This is a genomic window from uncultured Granulicatella sp., assembly GCF_963515095.1.
In the GTDB taxonomy this organism is placed as follows: Bacteria; Bacillota; Bacilli; order Lactobacillales; family Aerococcaceae; genus Granulicatella.
On record NZ_CAUPXD010000002.1, the window covers coordinates 24,477 to 40,301 of the forward strand.

The 15,825-nt window shown below is 33.9% G+C and carries 12 protein-coding genes and 1 tRNA gene; 9 read left to right on the plus strand and 4 right to left on the minus strand.

Annotated features, from left to right (window positions below; all coding sequences use genetic code 11):
- Positions 1 to 65 precede the first annotated feature (65 nt).
- The 7 genes from walK to RWL86_RS00855 all read left to right on the plus strand — a co-directional run bounded on the left by walK (position 66) and on the right by RWL86_RS00855 (position 9,846).
- Positions 66 to 1,916: a cell wall metabolism sensor histidine kinase WalK gene (walK, locus tag RWL86_RS00825; RefSeq protein WP_314076718.1), complete on the plus strand. Its 1,851-nt coding sequence runs from the start codon at positions 66 to 68 to the stop codon at positions 1,914 to 1,916.
- Positions 1,907 to 3,241 (plus strand): two-component system activity regulator YycH, encoded by a 1,335-nt coding sequence (locus RWL86_RS00830; protein WP_314076719.1) that lies wholly within the window; start codon positions 1,907 to 1,909, stop codon positions 3,239 to 3,241. Before walK ends, RWL86_RS00830 begins: the two co-directional genes overlap by 10 nt.
- Positions 3,231 to 4,058 carry a two-component system regulatory protein YycI gene (locus tag RWL86_RS00835; RefSeq protein ID WP_314076720.1) on the plus strand — a complete coding sequence of 276 codons (828 nt, stop codon included), beginning with the start codon at positions 3,231 to 3,233 and terminating at the stop codon, positions 4,056 to 4,058. The genes RWL86_RS00830 and RWL86_RS00835 overlap by 11 nt, the downstream gene beginning before the upstream one ends.
- A gap of 33 nt (positions 4,059 to 4,091) precedes the next feature.
- Positions 4,092 to 4,898, plus strand: coding sequence for an MBL fold metallo-hydrolase (locus RWL86_RS00840; protein ID WP_314076721.1), 807 nt, complete (start codon positions 4,092 to 4,094; stop codon positions 4,896 to 4,898).
- Positions 4,899 to 5,047: 149 nt separating this feature from the next.
- A complete protein-coding gene (locus RWL86_RS00845; protein WP_314076722.1) occupies positions 5,048 to 6,364 on the plus strand; it encodes a trypsin-like peptidase domain-containing protein in 1,317 nt (438 codons plus the stop codon).
- A 464-nt stretch (positions 6,365 to 6,828) separates the two neighbouring features.
- Positions 6,829 to 6,916, plus strand: a tRNA-Ser gene (locus tag RWL86_RS00850).
- A gap of 158 nt (positions 6,917 to 7,074) precedes the next feature.
- Positions 7,075 to 9,846, plus strand: a complete 2,772-nt coding sequence (locus RWL86_RS00855; RefSeq protein ID WP_314076723.1) for an AAA family ATPase — start codon at positions 7,075 to 7,077, stop codon at positions 9,844 to 9,846.
- A 38-nt stretch (positions 9,847 to 9,884) separates the two neighbouring features.
- Here the strand turns inward: RWL86_RS00855 and larD are convergent, their stop codons facing one another.
- The 4 genes from larD to larA are packed head-to-tail and all read right to left on the minus strand — an operon-like array spanning position 9,885 to position 14,096.
- Positions 9,885 to 10,616 carry a D/L-lactic acid transporter LarD gene (gene larD, locus RWL86_RS00860; RefSeq protein WP_314076724.1) on the minus strand — a complete coding sequence of 244 codons (732 nt, stop codon included), beginning with the start codon at positions 10,614 to 10,616 and terminating at the stop codon, positions 9,885 to 9,887.
- Between the two features lie 31 nt (positions 10,617 to 10,647).
- The gene (larC, locus tag RWL86_RS00865; RefSeq protein WP_314076725.1) at positions 10,648 to 12,069 is read right to left on the minus strand and encodes a nickel pincer cofactor biosynthesis protein LarC; all 1,422 of its coding nucleotides are present in this window, start codon (positions 12,067 to 12,069) and stop codon (positions 10,648 to 10,650) included.
- On the minus strand, positions 12,066 to 12,809 hold the full coding sequence (larB, locus tag RWL86_RS00870; protein ID WP_314076726.1) for a nickel pincer cofactor biosynthesis protein LarB: 744 nt from the start codon (positions 12,807 to 12,809) through the stop codon (positions 12,066 to 12,068). The genes larC and larB overlap by 4 nt, the downstream gene beginning before the upstream one ends.
- Positions 12,810 to 12,818: 9 nt before the next feature.
- Entirely contained in the window at positions 12,819 to 14,096 is a 1,278-nt protein-coding gene (gene larA / locus RWL86_RS00875) for a nickel-dependent lactate racemase (protein WP_314076727.1), read from the minus strand.
- 165 nt (positions 14,097 to 14,261) lie between these two features.
- On the opposite strand from larA, the gene RWL86_RS00880 reads away from it, so the two are divergent.
- Both RWL86_RS00880 and larE read left to right on the plus strand, forming a co-directional pair.
- Positions 14,262 to 14,924: a Crp/Fnr family transcriptional regulator gene (locus RWL86_RS00880; protein ID WP_314076728.1), complete on the plus strand. Its 663-nt coding sequence runs from the start codon at positions 14,262 to 14,264 to the stop codon at positions 14,922 to 14,924.
- A gap of 27 nt (positions 14,925 to 14,951) precedes the next feature.
- Entirely contained in the window at positions 14,952 to 15,773 is an 822-nt protein-coding gene (gene larE / locus RWL86_RS00885; RefSeq protein ID WP_314076729.1) for an ATP-dependent sacrificial sulfur transferase LarE, read from the plus strand.
- The last annotated feature ends 52 nt before the right edge of the window (positions 15,774 to 15,825 follow it).

A 15,825-nucleotide genomic window follows, 5' to 3' on the forward strand; every position in this document is an offset into this window, starting at 1 on the left:
CTTTTCTTTACCAAGAACTATTCTGGGAAGAAAGGCGCATTTATTATCTATAAAGGAGAAAAACAATGCAAAAAGTGAAACGATTCTTTCGTTCCATTCAATTTAAAATTCCTGTGTTATTTATTTTCATGCTGATGATTTCGTTGCAATTGATTGTTGCAAACTTTCTTCGTCAATTAGAAACACAGATGATTTCAAATTTCCAAGAACAAATTCAATTACAAGTTGGATTTTTGAAAAATAGTGTGCAACCTATTTTAGATAGAGAAGACAAGGATGAAGTGAAGATTACAGAAATTTCGAAAATTCTGCAAGATTATCCGACGGGTAGTAGTATTGTGGAAGCAAGAGTTTTAGATTCGCAAGGGTATATATTAGGAACGACTAATCAGTCTCAACAATCGGTTGTTGGAACTAGAACTACGGAATCAGATGCGCAACAAGTGTTATTAACGAACACAGTATATACTTATAATTATACGGAACATGATACGCGTTATTGGAAAATTGTTTCCCCAATTTCGTCTAGTAGTGGCAATTCAGGAAATCCTCTAGGCATTATTTCTGTGACGACTAACATCGAGTCGAGGTATGCTCAAGTAAAAGATATCGGGGTTATTTTCGTTAGTTCATCTTTAATTGCCATTGTGTTGGTTATTATTATTACTTTCTTAATTTCTCAAGGAATTACAAAACCGATTGCGGAAATGAAAAAGCAAACGGAAAAAATTGCGGAAGGAAATTATACGGGCGAAGTTAAAATATACAGTGATGATGAGTTAGGTCAATTAGGTCAAGCAATCAATGATTTATCCTTCAAAATTAAAGAAGCTCAAGAAAGTACGGAGTCAGAACGTCAACGCTTAGACAGTGTCTTGCGTCATATGAGTGATGGAGTAATTGCGACAGATAGACGTGGGCGTATTGTCATTATGAATACGGCAGCATTGGATATTTTGAATTTAAAGTCTGAAAAAGTGATTGGGATTCCATTATTATCTATTTTACCGTTGGAAGAAAAAGTAAGTTTCAGAGAGTTATTAGAAACGCAACAAGAGCGTTTGATCCACTTGGAAGATGATGGAGAAGATTCCATTATTCAATGTGAATTTTCTGTTATTCAGCGTGAATCTGGTTTTATTAGTGGACTAGTCTGCGTTTTAACAGATGTTACTGAACAACAAAAAATTGATAGAGAGCGTAGAAACTTTGTATCCAATGTATCGCATGAATTGCGTACGCCATTAACAAGTATTAAGAGTTATACTGAAGCATTAGTTGATGGAGCGTGGGAAAATAAAGAGATTGCTCCAGGATTTTTAAAAGTCATTGAAACTGAAACAGAACGTATGATGCGAATGATTACAGATTTGTTAAACTTATCTCGTATGGACCAAAATCGTTTAGGATTGGAAAAAGAATTTATTAATATGAATGAATTAGTAGTTCATATTGTCAGTCGATTTGAAATGGTATTGCAGTCTGAGCCTTATCGTGATAAAAATTATCGTATTTTAACGGATATTACGCAACGTGATTTATGGGTGGAATTAGACCAAGATAAGATTACTCAAGTGTTAGATAATATTATTAATAATGCGATTAAATATTCTCCAGATGGAGGACGTATTATTGTTCGTTTAATGGAAACTCATACGGATATTATTGTGAGTGTGAGTGATGAAGGGTTAGGAATTTCCCGAAAAGATATTCCTCATCTATTCGATCGATTCTATCGTGTAGATAAAGCTCGTTCTCGTGCAATGGGAGGTAGTGGACTTGGATTAGCGATTGCGCAAGAAGTAGTCCAATTACATGGCGGAAAAATCTGGGTGAATAGTATTGAAAACAAGGGTTCAACCTTCTTTGTTTCCTTACCGTATATTCCATTTGAAGAGGATGGTGAATGGGAATGAGAATCCGTTTAAGATTTTTAGTAGCACTACTCTGTTTATTAAGTTTATTGAGTTCAGTATTAACAACAGTTGTTGTTTTTCGTCCAGTAGAAATTTTTTCTCCAAATGGATTTACGAGAAATGTCGCTTCTACTAATCAAGATGCTAGTACGCAAACAAGAGTCAATTATACGTTAGAAGATGTTTTTCGACCAACACGCTTTGTTTATTCTCATGAAAATAAAGTGAAAATGACTAGTGATGCTTCGATTCTAGACTCGGTGAATAATTTCTTTGTAGGAAAATATAAAGACTTATCGAAAAAAGAAGTACTCTCTCAAGAAAATTATGAACAATTAGTTATTCGAGATTCATTTAGTCAGTTACTATTTGATGCTCCAGTAACATTTGGAGTTATGACAAGATATTTTAATGATGTGCCTGACGAATATAAACAAGAAACGTTTAGTCGTATCATTTATCGCCATGATGATCAAAAGAATGTTTACTTTATTAATGATTATACAAAGCAAGTATTTCAAGCTAAGTCAGATGTAGATATTCAAACAGAATTTGCTAAATATTATGAGGAGGATAAATTTCACTTAGTAGAATCTTATATTTTGAAACATAAACAAATTTTTATTGAAGTGAATACCATTCCTCTTGAAAAACAAACATACTTAATGGAACAAATTCCGATGAGTTTTTATATTACTCAACTTTTTGCAAATCCTTCTGAGTTAAGAAATAGAAGTGATGGACAATCGATTATATATAATGATAATTTATCCCAATTAAAAATGGATCGTTCTACGAATGTTATTTCTTATTACCAAAATCGAGTCGATGATGAACAGTTAACTCCAACCGTTCATTTACAACAATCTTTTGCACAAATGAAGAAATTAGGTGGATGGAAATTAGGAATGAGTTTTTCAGACTTTGATAGTGAACGAAAAATTGTAGAATATATGCGTTATGTAAGAAAGTATCCGATTCTTTCAAATGCTAAAGAAGGGTTATCTCAATTTATTATTACAGCAACAGGAATTGAAAAAATGCGTGTGTCTTCTTTAATTGCAGAAACACCCATTCCATCTAAAAATGAATCGATTGATTTAATGAGTGGAAAAGACTTAATGGATCAAATTTTAGGAAAAGGCGTTGCATTAGATACATTAGAAGATATTCGTTTAGGATATGCTTGGCAATTAAGCCGTGAAAGTAACCAAATTGTTGAGTTTGTCCCAAATTGGTTTATTAAAATAGATCATACTTGGAAAACTTTAGAAGAATTGACTTTACCAACGCTTGAACAAGGAGGAGATAACGATGGATTTTAGACGTTCAACATTAGTGTTAATTATCAGTTTTCTCTTTCTAGATATCTTTTTGTTTGGAACATTTTGGCAAATGAAAAAAGAAATTAAGACGCCTTTGAATACAAGTATCAATGTGATGGAACAAATGAGAACGGACGGTATAACGGTGACAGGTGTGAATACAACGGTAGAATCTCTTCCGATTATTCAAATTAGTCCAACTAACATTGAACATTTAATCAGCATTTTACCAAGCCAAGTTGCAACTTATGATAAAGGGGTTATTTCTTCTCAATTATTAGCACCGATTCAATTAACATTGGATGCGAATAGTATTGCTACAATGGATAATTTTGCAGAATTAACAAGTTATGTAGAAAGTGGTTCGATTATTAACGGAAATCAATATACTTGGTTTAATTATAATCCGACAACACGAAAAGTGATTTATGCGCAACGTGCAAATCAAATTCCGGTCATGGATGGAAGTAGTCAAATTATTTTTACGTTAAATGCGAATAATCAAGTGATTAGTTATGAACAAACTTTTGCGGGGAATGCTGAGGTGTTAGGGGCTAATCGTGCTTTAATTACTTCTCAAAAAGCAATGGAAGTATTATATTTAGCCGGAAGAATTCCAACTCGTTCTACAGTTTCTGTTGTCCGATTATCGTATTATAAGTCTTTAGCGTTAAAAGATTTATCAATTTATTCTCCAGCATGGTATGTAGAATTTAAACAAGCAGATGGACAAACTCTCGTTCGTCGAGTAGATGCGATTCGTGGTACAGTATTAACAAATGAAGCAACAGAAACAGTGAATACAACGAATCCGTAGTAGAAATGTAGATGATTAAGAAAGGAAAACAGCATGAGTGAATCAAGTTTTTTAGTAAGTTTGCTAACGAGTGGAAGCTCGGGAAATGCGACTTATATTGAAACGCCACAACGAAAAATTTTAGTTGATTGTGGGTTAACTGGGAAAGCAATTACTGCTCAAATGGAAAAAATAGGACGTTCAGTCGCAGATATTGATACGATTTTAGTGACGCATGAACATGTGGATCATATTAAAGGAATCGGAGTATTAGCAAGAAAATATGGTATGGATATTTATGCCAATGAGAAAACATGGAAAGCGATGGAAAATAAAAATATCGGCGTAATTAAGCAAGAACAAAAGCACTTATTTGAACCAGGAGTAACAAAAACTTTTGGAGATATTGATGTAATGAGTTTTGCTGTATCTCATGATGCAGCTTGTCCTCAATTTTACTCCTTTCAAAAAGATCAAAAGCAATTTGTGATGTTAACCGATACAGGCTATGTTAGCGAGAAATTAAGAAGATTATTATATAATGCAGATGCTTATTTAATGGAAAGTAATCATGATGTAGATATGTTACGCATGGGAAATTATGCTTGGCATTTAAAACAAAGAATTCTGAGTGATAAAGGACATTTATCTAATGAAGATGGAGCATTAGCAATGTGCGAAATGCTGGGAGATAAGACGAAGAGAATTTATCTAGGTCATTTAAGTCAAGATAATAATTTGAAAGAATTAGCGTATCAAACAGCTGAATCGATTTTATTACAACACGATTGTGGCATTCATGAAACTTTTGAAGTGTATCATACAGACCCATATGAACCGACAGAATTGTTTAGAGTTTAATAAAATTTTCAAATAATAATGGGATTTTTAACAGCTTTATAACGATTTAATTACACTATCTTCAAACTTTTTTCAAAAAGCTAGATTAGTATAAGAGTATCAAAAGAAAGCAATGAAGTGATTGCTAAAGTGAAAAAGGAGGGATATTCATGACAAATGAATTCCATGAAGAAGTAGAAACTACACAAGAAAATACAGCGTTAAATGAAGAAATTACACAAGAACCTACTCCGGTAGAAAAGAGAAGTGCTAAAAAGAAAAAAGCTTTTCGTTCCGGTTTTGTTGGAGGAGTAACGGGTGGATTGTTAGCCGTTATTATTGGATTTGGCGCTATGAGTGCAACAGGAACATTAAATCAATTAACTGGAGCAAAATCAACTACAACAAGTACGACAACTGTAAAAACAAGCCCAACAGCTTTATCGAATAAGGGTGCTGGAGACGTTTCAGATGTTGTTGCGAATGTAAAAAATGCAGTTGTATCTGTTATTAATAAACAAAGTTTAAATCAAAATAACTTATTTGGAAGCCACGGACAAAGTCGTAGACAAAATCAAAAAACAGAAGATAGTGATCTAACAACTGCTTCTGAAGGTAGTGGAGTTATTTATAAAGTTGAAAATGGCTATGCTTATATCGTAACAAATAATCATGTCATTTCTGGTTCTCAAGAATTAGAAGTATTAATGGCAGACGGTACTCGTGAAAAAGCAGAATTAATTGGTGCAGATAAGTGGACTGATTTAGCTGTATTAAAAATTAAAGCAGATAAAGTGACTACAGTAGCTGAATTTGCAAATTCTGATGAAGTGAAAGCGGGTCAAACAGCTATTGCTATCGGTTCACCTCTAGGAACTGAATTTGCTACAAGTGTCACTCAAGGAATTGTATCTGCCAAAGATCGTTCTGTTCCAACAGATGTGGATGGCGATGGAAAACAAGATTGGGTAGTAACGGCTATTCAAACAGATGCTGCTATTAATCCGGGAAATTCTGGTGGAGCATTAGTCAATGCAGCAGGACAAGTCATTGGAATTAATTCTATGAAGATTAGTAAGTCTAGTGTAGAAGGAATTGGATTTGCAATTCCAAGTAATGAAGTCGTTTCAATTATTAATCAATTAGAAAAATCAGGAAAAGTGATTCGTCCAGTCTTAGGAATTTCAATGGTAGATTTAACATCTGTTTCTTCTCAAGGACGTCAACAATTAGCATTATCTAACGATGTGAAAGAAGGTGTCGTTGTAGCAGATGTTCAAGATGATAGTAGCGCAAGTAAAGGCGGATTAAAACAATATGATGTCATTACAGAAATTGATGGTAAACCAATTACAGGTGTACAAACATTAAGAAAAGCACTATATAGTAAAACAGTTGGTTCTAGTATGGAAGTTACTTACTATAGAAATGGACAAAAACAAACAACAACGATTCAATTAACAAGCTCAGATAGTCCAAGTTTATAAAAATAGAATAAAATGATGGTATCCACATAGTTATCCACAAAAATGTTGATAACTATGTGGATAGTTTTTTTAGTTGTACAGAAAAAAAGAAAAAATATTTTTTAAAATCGTTGATATCATAGGCTTTTTTTGAAAATAAGTTATCCACAAGTGAATGGTAAGTTGTGAATAAGTTTATAGTTAATGTTGATAAAACGTTGTTATATCAACGATTATAGATGTTTTGGATAACTTTGGATAGTGGAATAAAATTGTGGATAAAGTAATCGAACATGATATAACAGAAAAATTACAAAAAAAGGGTATTGACCAATATATGGGGGATAGAAGGCAATTTAAAAACAAAATTTAGTAGCGAACATGTGTACATGTGGATAACTCTGTGGATAAGTTGTGAATTTCATATAATTTTTTGGAAAAATCTTGAGGAGTTGGAGGAAAAGGAATATACTATTGTTAATAATGGAGAAGTACCCAAGAGGCTGAAGGGGTCGCACTCGAAATGCGATAGGTCGTGAAAGCGGCGCGGGAGTTCAAATCTCCTCTTCTCCTTTTAAGTTATTGATATATCAACGTTTTTAGAGGTTTTGTTCCAAGGTTGTTCCGTGAACGAAGCCTTTTTTTAATAGAGTTTTTAATCTAATATTGGTATAATAAAACTACTATACGTAGAATTTTTGACGAAATATAAAGATATAAGGAGTGAGAATATGCCAAGATTTCTTGTGGGTGTAACTGAAGATACTTGGGATTTTGATGCGGCTTATGAAGCAGCTGAGGATGGAGATATTATAGAATTTACTCCTCATTTGACAATGAATTTTACAAAAGAACCTGTTACTGAGATGACAAAAAATATTACAATTGTTGGTCATGTAGAAGGGAATAGGTATTTAAATACGATTACGGGAAAGATTAAAATTTCTAATAAGGCTAAAGTGACTTTTCAAAACTTGTGGATGTCAGTATTACAAAATGCCAATATGTTTCATATTACAGGAGAATCGGAAGTTACTTTTGAAAACTGTGTATTGCAAACAGATTTTCCAGAAAATGATCATTTCTTAATATTTTCAGAAGAAAAAAGTAAAGTCAATTTTAAGAAGGTTACGACAAAATTACCGGACAAACACCAATTAGGGATGAAATTTATTCATTCAGCTATTTCTATTCAAAATTCTACGATTCAAAATCGATTATTAATTCGTGAAAATTCTGAATTAGCATTTGTACGTTCAAAAATGGAGTGCAGCCGACCTACTTCTTTATGGGTTGATGATTCAAAACTATCGATTCTTTCAAGTCAAGTTTCTGGAACGTTTGAGGGTGGAAGTCAAGCTGTTTTAAATGCAAGCAAAAGTGAACTAGTGATTGAAGATAGTCTAATACATGGTGTTGGAAAGGATTATTATACGATTTACTTACAAAAGTCTTGTACAGGAGTTTTCAAAAACTTAAATGTAGACTTTATGAAGTTAAAAAATAGCCATATTCGTATGGTGAATGGCGCTATAAAGCATAATCTTGCGATTGATGGAGACTCCACTTTATATTCACAGGGGAGATTACGATTTTTAAATAAAGAAAGTCAACATATTCCTATTAGTTTAACAACAAATGCTTTATTTGTTGGAGATAGTGTTGAAGTGGAAAAAGAAACTTCTACTATAATCCGTGTGAAAGAAGGTTCGTGCTTCGTTGCCAATGACTTTATTCATTTAAATGGAGATGCTACAAAACTGAATTATGAAACAGATGAAACAAGTCAATGCAGAATTTCTCAGAAACATAAAGTCGCCCCAGAAAGAAGTGAAAACGGGGAAATTATTCGAATAGTAAATGCAAAAAAAGATCATCAAACGAATACTGATTACTATGCAGAGTTGCAAGGACTAATTGGTCTCAAAACTGTCAAAGAAAAAGTTGATAAATTAATTCAACAAGCAAGATATAATCAATTACAAATTGAACAAGGATTACCTCCAGAAAAAATGACGATGCACGCAGCTTTCTTAGGAAATCCAGGAACGGGTAAGACAACTGTAGCACGTTTAATGGGACAAATCCTATTTCAATATGGAGCCTTAAAAGGGGAAGAGTTCAAATTTGTAGAAGTATCAGCGGCTGATTTATTATCTGGATATGTGAATCAAACAGCAGAACAGACTCGTAAGAAATTAGAAGAAGCTAAAGGCGGCGTGTTATTTATTGATGAAGCGTATGCTTTGAATAAAAAAGGTTCAAATAGCACAGGGGAAGAAGCAATTAATGAACTATTGACGTATATGGAAAACCATCGTGATGATATTATGGTGATTTTTGCAGGATATACAAAAGAAATGGAACAATTTTTCGATGTTAATCCAGGCTTTAATTCTCGTGTGCCACATCAGTTAGTGTTTGAAGATTATTCACCTGATGAAATTGTTCAAATGGGACTTAAAATTTTTGAAGGAAAAGCTCGAAAAGTTGAAGATCCAGAATTTTATGCTCGTAACATTAAAAAAGCTTATAAACGTTCATTAGATAAGAGTAATGCTCGATGGATTCGTAATCAAAATGAGCAAATTATGCAAGAATTTATTTTCCGTGTGATGTCACAAGATGGCGAAGAGATGACTTTAATTAAAAACCAAGATATTGAAAAAGCATTGTCACAAGGAAGTTATGAAGAATCCGATCATAAAGCTGATGCATGGGAGCAATTAAATCAATTAATCGGTTTAGAAAAAGTAAAAGAACAAGTCAGCGCCTTTATTAGCCAAGTAGAATTATCGAAGGTAAGACAAGAACAAGGAATTGAAACAAAAAATATTACGTTACATTCTTTATTCTTAGGAAATCCAGGAACGGGTAAAACAACTGTTGCTAGAATTATTGGTGAATTATTGTATCAAAAAGGCATGATTGCAACGAATAAAATGGTAGAAGTTTCCCGTGGGGACTTAATTGGTGGTTATCAAGGGCAAACTGCCATTAAAACAAGAGAACAATTACATGCTGCATTAGGTGGCGTACTCTTTATTGATGAAGCTTATTCTTTAAAACATGGTCCTAATGATAATTTTGGACAAGAGGCGATTGATGAAATCTTGAAGTTTATGGAAGATCATCGTCATGATATGGTTGTCATTTTTGCAGGATATCATAAAGAAATGAGTACCTTCTTAGAAACAAATTCAGGATTAGCAAGTCGTGTTCCAAATACATTTGATTTTGAAGATTATACATCTGAAGAAATTGCTCAAATTGGATTGTATGAATTAGGTAGTGATTCCTTAACGGTAGATGAAGAAGCATATCGTCAAGCTGTTGCAACAGCATATGCTCGTACGAATGACCGTAGTAATGGTCGTTGGATTCGTAACTTTAATGAGAAATTAAGATTACGTCTAGCTACTCGATTCGGTAATAATCCATCCATTAATCCAAACCAAATCATCCAACAAGATTTAGATGATGTGTTGGCGATGTCAAAATAAGAGCAAACAAAAAAAGCTGCGTTAGCAGCTTTTTTGTTTTACATGAAATATCCTAAGTAATAACGAACAAATAATGCAGCAGCTACAGCACCGATAAATGGAGCAGTACCTGGCACTAATAATCCATATTGCCAGTCATTATTTACTTTATTTTTGATTGGTAATACTTGGTAAGCTAAACGAGGACCTAAGTCACGAGCTTGGTTCATCGCGAATCCTGTAGTACCTCCTAGACCCATACCAACAGCCCAAACGATTAAACCAACAACGATTTGGAGTTGATCTTTATTCACATGTTCAGTAGCTAAGATAGCTGTTAAGAAAATAAATGTTGCAAATGCTTCGACGAAGTAGTTACGAGGTAAGTTACGGCAGTTAGGGTTTGTAGAGAAGATGTTACGAATTGCAATTCCATCTACTTGACCTTCAGAAGCTGTAAAGTGGTCTGCATACATGAACCATACGATAACAGCACCAGCAAATGCACCTAAAAATTCAGCAATGGATACGAATAACCATTGTTCAGCAGGTAATAATCCTAAAACAACTTTTGCTAAAGCCATAGCAGGGTTTAAGCTAACTCCACCAAAGATGAATAATGTAACAGTAATACCGAATGCCCATGTTGTAATAGCAAATAAGTGTCCTGTTCCAGCATATTTTGTTTTCTTTAAGACATCATCACAGTGTACGCCGACCCCAAAGATAATCATAAGGGCAGTTCCCATAAATTCTGATAATAATAAGTGAATAAATTCTTGTGTAAACATATAAAATATAAGACTCCTTTTTATTTCTAAATTATAATAATATTTCTTTTTCTAATAGTTGATAAACTTTTCCAATTGGTAATTGATGCTGTTTGGCTAGTCTAGCACAATCCTCATATTCGAGAGTTGCTTTAGAGATGTTTTGGTAGGTATTTTGTTTTAGTCGAATCATCCCTAAACTAGTTTCGACTTCTTGGAAAGTTCGTTGCATGACTTTTCTTGAAATTTTTTGATAACGAAATCCAATTGTGCTTGTTTGCTCAAATAAAATATTAGTAAATTCCTCTAATTGTGTGAGAGAAATTAGAAGAGTTACATGAATCGCTGGGCGATTTTTTTTCGCTAAAACACTGAAATAAGTGACATCTAGTGCTCCTTTTTCATATAGGAAATCCATTAAGTACCCCATTTGTTCAGGTGTTTGATCATCAATTGTAGTGTCGATTTGATAAATATCATCGTCTAATTGATGTACTTCTTTGAACGAGTGAGTAGTTGGATGACATAAACTTCCACGTAGAGCATTGAATTTTCCAGTATCTCGTTTACCAAATCCATATCCTACAGTAGTGATTTCTAAGTTTTCTGGAATGGTAAAGTCTGGATGAATTGCTTTTAGCAAGGCGATACCTGTTGGTGTAATGAGTTCAGTTTTAATATCAAAATCTTGATGAATTAAGATAGAAGTACCTTTTCTTAATTGCATGACTGCAGGAACAGGCACTGGCATTACGCCATGAGCGACTTTGATAGTACCACTACCTTCGACTAAAGGTGCGCTATATACTTTTGTAATTCCTAAGTTTTCAAATAAGATGAAGAAACTAGCGATATCTACAATCGAATCAATCGCTCCAACTTCATGGAAATGAATGTGTTCAATTGGAACTTGATGAACGGCAGATTCTGCACGAGCGATGTCACGGAACACTTCCATACTTTTTTCTTTTACAAAGTCAGAAACGGTACTATTTTCAAAAATTTCAATAATTTCTTGTAAGCCACGAACGTCATCGTGATGATGGTGGCTATGTTCATGGTGATGATTGTGTTCATGATGGTGATCGTGTTCATGATGGTGATCGTGTTCATGATGGTGATCGTGTTCATGGTGATGATCGTGTTCATGATGATGATTGTGTTCATGATGATGATCGTGTTCATGGTGGTGATCGTGTTCATGATGGTGACCATGTTCATGATGATGCTCATGTTCATGCGTAAAATCTCCGTGGACTCCATGGTCTTTTTCTCCATGTTCTAAATGAACATCAAAATCAATTCCATAAATACTGCTTTTAGCAATTTTATGAATATGTAAATGATAGCCATCTACAGCTAATTTTTTAAGTTCTTGTTGTAAATAGTCCGAACTAGCTCCTAAATCAATAAGAAGACCATTCAGCATATCTCCACTAATGCCAGATAAAGGTTCTAAATATAAATGTGTCATGATGAAACACCTCGAATCTGATTAATCATACTAGCAGAATAAGCAGCGCCAAATCCATTATCAATATTGACAACTGTCACACCAGAAGCACAAGAAGTTAACATACTCATCAAAGTCGTTAGACCTTGTAAGTTACTTCCATATCCTACACTTGTAGGCACTGCAATGACAGGGACATCTACTAATCCTGCGACTACACTCACAAGAGCACCTTCCATACCAGCAATGACAATAATGACACTAGCACCACGGATATCATCCAAACGATTGAATAGTCGATGGATACCAGCAACTCCAACATCATAAATCCGTTTCACAGGATTTCCAAATGTTTCAGCAGTAATCGCAGCTTCTTCTGCTACAGGCATATCACTTGTTCCTGCTGTTACTACAGCAATGTAATGTTCACTATGAATTGGTGAAGGATTAACAACAAAAGCTCTAGCGGTTTCGTAATAAAATCCGTGAGGAATTTTTTCTAATAAGTATTGTCCTTTTTCGCTATCGACTCTAGTTGCTAGTACAGGAAGATTTTCTTTTTCTAATGATTCAATAATTTTTTCGATTTGCTCTTTTGTTTTTCCTTCTCCATAAATAATTTCTGGAAATCCATTTCTTTTATTACGAGAAAGGTCTAAAGAGGCAAATCCTATATCGTCGATGCCTTCTAGTAGAGAGGCAGCTTCCTCTAATGAAAGCTGTCCCTCTTGAAAGCGAATAAGAATCTCTTTTTTATCCATAATAATTTCCTAGTCTTCAACGATAACAGATAAACCATCACGAATAACAGTAACTTTAGCATCTGGGCCTTCAATTTCAAAGGCGCGTGCTAATGCTTCGTCAAATGTTTTCGCAATTTCCATATGCATATCTGTAATTAATGTAGGGTCTACTAAATCAGAAACAAAAATGACACGGTGATGTACTAAAATACGTGCTAAAATTTGAGCAGTCCATTGGTCTGGAATTGTTTCTAAACGTGGTGTGTTAATCGCTTTTTCTAAAAAGTCTTTTGGTTCTTTATAATCAGCTAAATTGTGATAAAAACCTGAACCACCATGTCCGTCACGGCATCCAGCAACCATGATAATAACGCCGCCTTCTTTATTAGTAGCTTCAGCAGCAGTCATTCCTTTAACCGCTTGATAAATATTTTGGTCAAGTGGGAATCCACCATTTGTTGAAACGGCGATATCACAAGGAATTTTCTTAACATGAGCTAATCCACGAACGAATTCACATCCAACATGGTGAGCTTCTTCCATATCACCAGCGAATGAACCGATAATATGTTTTTCTCCATCTAATACTACGTTAACGATAAAAGCTAATTTAGCAGTACGTGCTGCATAAACCATATCTTCATGGATTAAATTGTGTTTTAAGTTACCTGTTCTTGATTTATCAGAGTCAATAAATTCACCAGAGTGGTTTGCCATAATTGTTTTATAAGAGGCAATTCCTGGTAATACAGATTTACGTCCACCTGAGAATCCTGCAAAGAAGTGAGATTCAATGAATCCTTCAGCGATTAATAAGTCTGCTTCTGCAGCAACACGGTTAATAATGCAGTCACCACCTGAAGGTAATTGACCGATTTTTACCATATCGTCATCATTTGTTGAAATATGCATTACGATTTCTTCGTTGTCTACAATTTCTTGACCGTACTTATTAATTAATTCTTCACGAGTTGAAGGACGGTGGAACCCTGTTGCTACTAAAATACGAATACGAGCATCTGGAGCAACACTACGAATACGACGTAAAATAATTGGAGTAATAATATGAGAAGGAACTGGACGAGTGTGGTCTGAACTAATTAAAACAATATCTTTTTTTCCTTTTGCCAATTCTTCTAATGATTTACTACCAATAGGATTATCCATTGATTTCTCAACAGTTTCTTGTTCAGAAAGAGGATTTGAAAAATTCTCAGCTTCTGATTCTAACAATCCTGCAAAATTTTTATCAGGAATGCTAGCAGTAATTATTTGTTTGTCATAAGGTAATTTAATGTCTACCATTTTTAACATCTCCTTTGTTAATAGCTAACACAATATAGTATATAATTTTTTCTTTTGAATGTGAATACAAATAGTGTTAACATATGTTAACAAAAATATTTTTATCAAGAGGATAATAATGTTTAAGAAATGCAAGTGAATTTTTTGAAAAAAAGGAGTATAAAAATGGAAGAAAATTATCTTGTAAACTTTCTTGAAGCGCATAATGCACCTGTGATTAAAAAGAAAAAACACATGTATTTAGCGTATCACGGATTAGAGGAATCTTATACATATGTATTGAAAGAAGGGGTTGTTAAAACAAGTATTATCTTAAAAGATGGTCGAGAATTTAACTTAGCGTATATTACCCCTATCGATATTGTTTCATTATTAAGAGACGAAGTATCGAATTATACTTCAGCACCTTTTAATGTACGAGTAGAATCAGATGAAGCAAGTTTTTATAGAATTCAGCGGATTAAGTTTTGGGAATATGTTAAAGAAGATCGAAAATTACAAGACTATATTCGAGAATATTATCGTCAAAAATTATCTGAAAATATCGAATCGTTACAATATATGACGATGAATGGAAAAAAAGGTGCAGTATGTGCTTTTATTTATAAATTAGTAAAGCAGTTTGGGATACAAACGGAAGACGGCATACTGATTGATTTTGCAGTAACGAATGAAGATATTGCAGGGTTTTGTGGTATTTCTACTCGTAATAGTGTGAATCGTATTATTCATGATTTAAAATCGGAAGGCGTTGTCGAAATCAAAAATCAGAAAATTATTGTAAAAGATATTAGTTACTTAGCAGATTTTACTGGAAGAGAAGGCTAATAAGAGCCTGTATTAAGGAGAACCATTATGGATGAAAAAGAACTAAAACTAAAAGAATTATTAAAGGGAATTGGGAAAATTGTTGTTACTTACTCAGGTGGAATTGACAGTAGTTACTTATTAAAGGTAGCATTGGACACGCTTGGAAGTGAGAATGTTTTAGCAGCTGTAGTGAATTCTGAATTATTCCCGGATTACGAGTTCGATATGGCCATTGATCTGGCTAATGAAATGGGAGCGCGTGTGATAGGATTAGAAATGGAAGAATTATCAGATCCACGAATTGCAGCAAATACTCCTAAAATTTGGTATTACAGCAAGAAATTATTGTACCAAACAATTAAACAACATGTAGAACAAGAAGGATTTACAGTACTATCAGATGGTACGATTATGGATGATGTAGATGATTTTCGTCCAGGAGTAAAAGCTCGTAATGAAGAAGGCATTCGTAGCTTATTACAAGAAGCTGGATTATATAAGAGTGAAATTCGTCAATTAGCCAAAAGACTTGGCGTAGAAAATTGGAATAAAGTTCCTTCTTGCAGTATGGCATCTCGTTTCCCATATGGTACAAAGATTACTGCAGAAAAAGTTCGTTGGGTACAAGAAGCAGAAGCATATTTAATTCAATTAGGATTCGAACAAGTTCGTGTACGTGTTCATCAAGATCTAGCAAGAATTGAAGTATCTCAGGCTTTAATTCCAACATTGCTAGAACATCGTCAAGAAATTGAAAGTACATTACGCTCGATTGGATTCAGTTATGTTGCATTAGACTTAGCAGGTTATCAGTATGGACGAATGAATCAAGTGTTAAGTGACAAAGAAAAAGCAAAAATTGGATAAGAGATAAAGGAGAACTTTGATAAGGAGTTCTTCTTTCTTTGCATAGAAATGA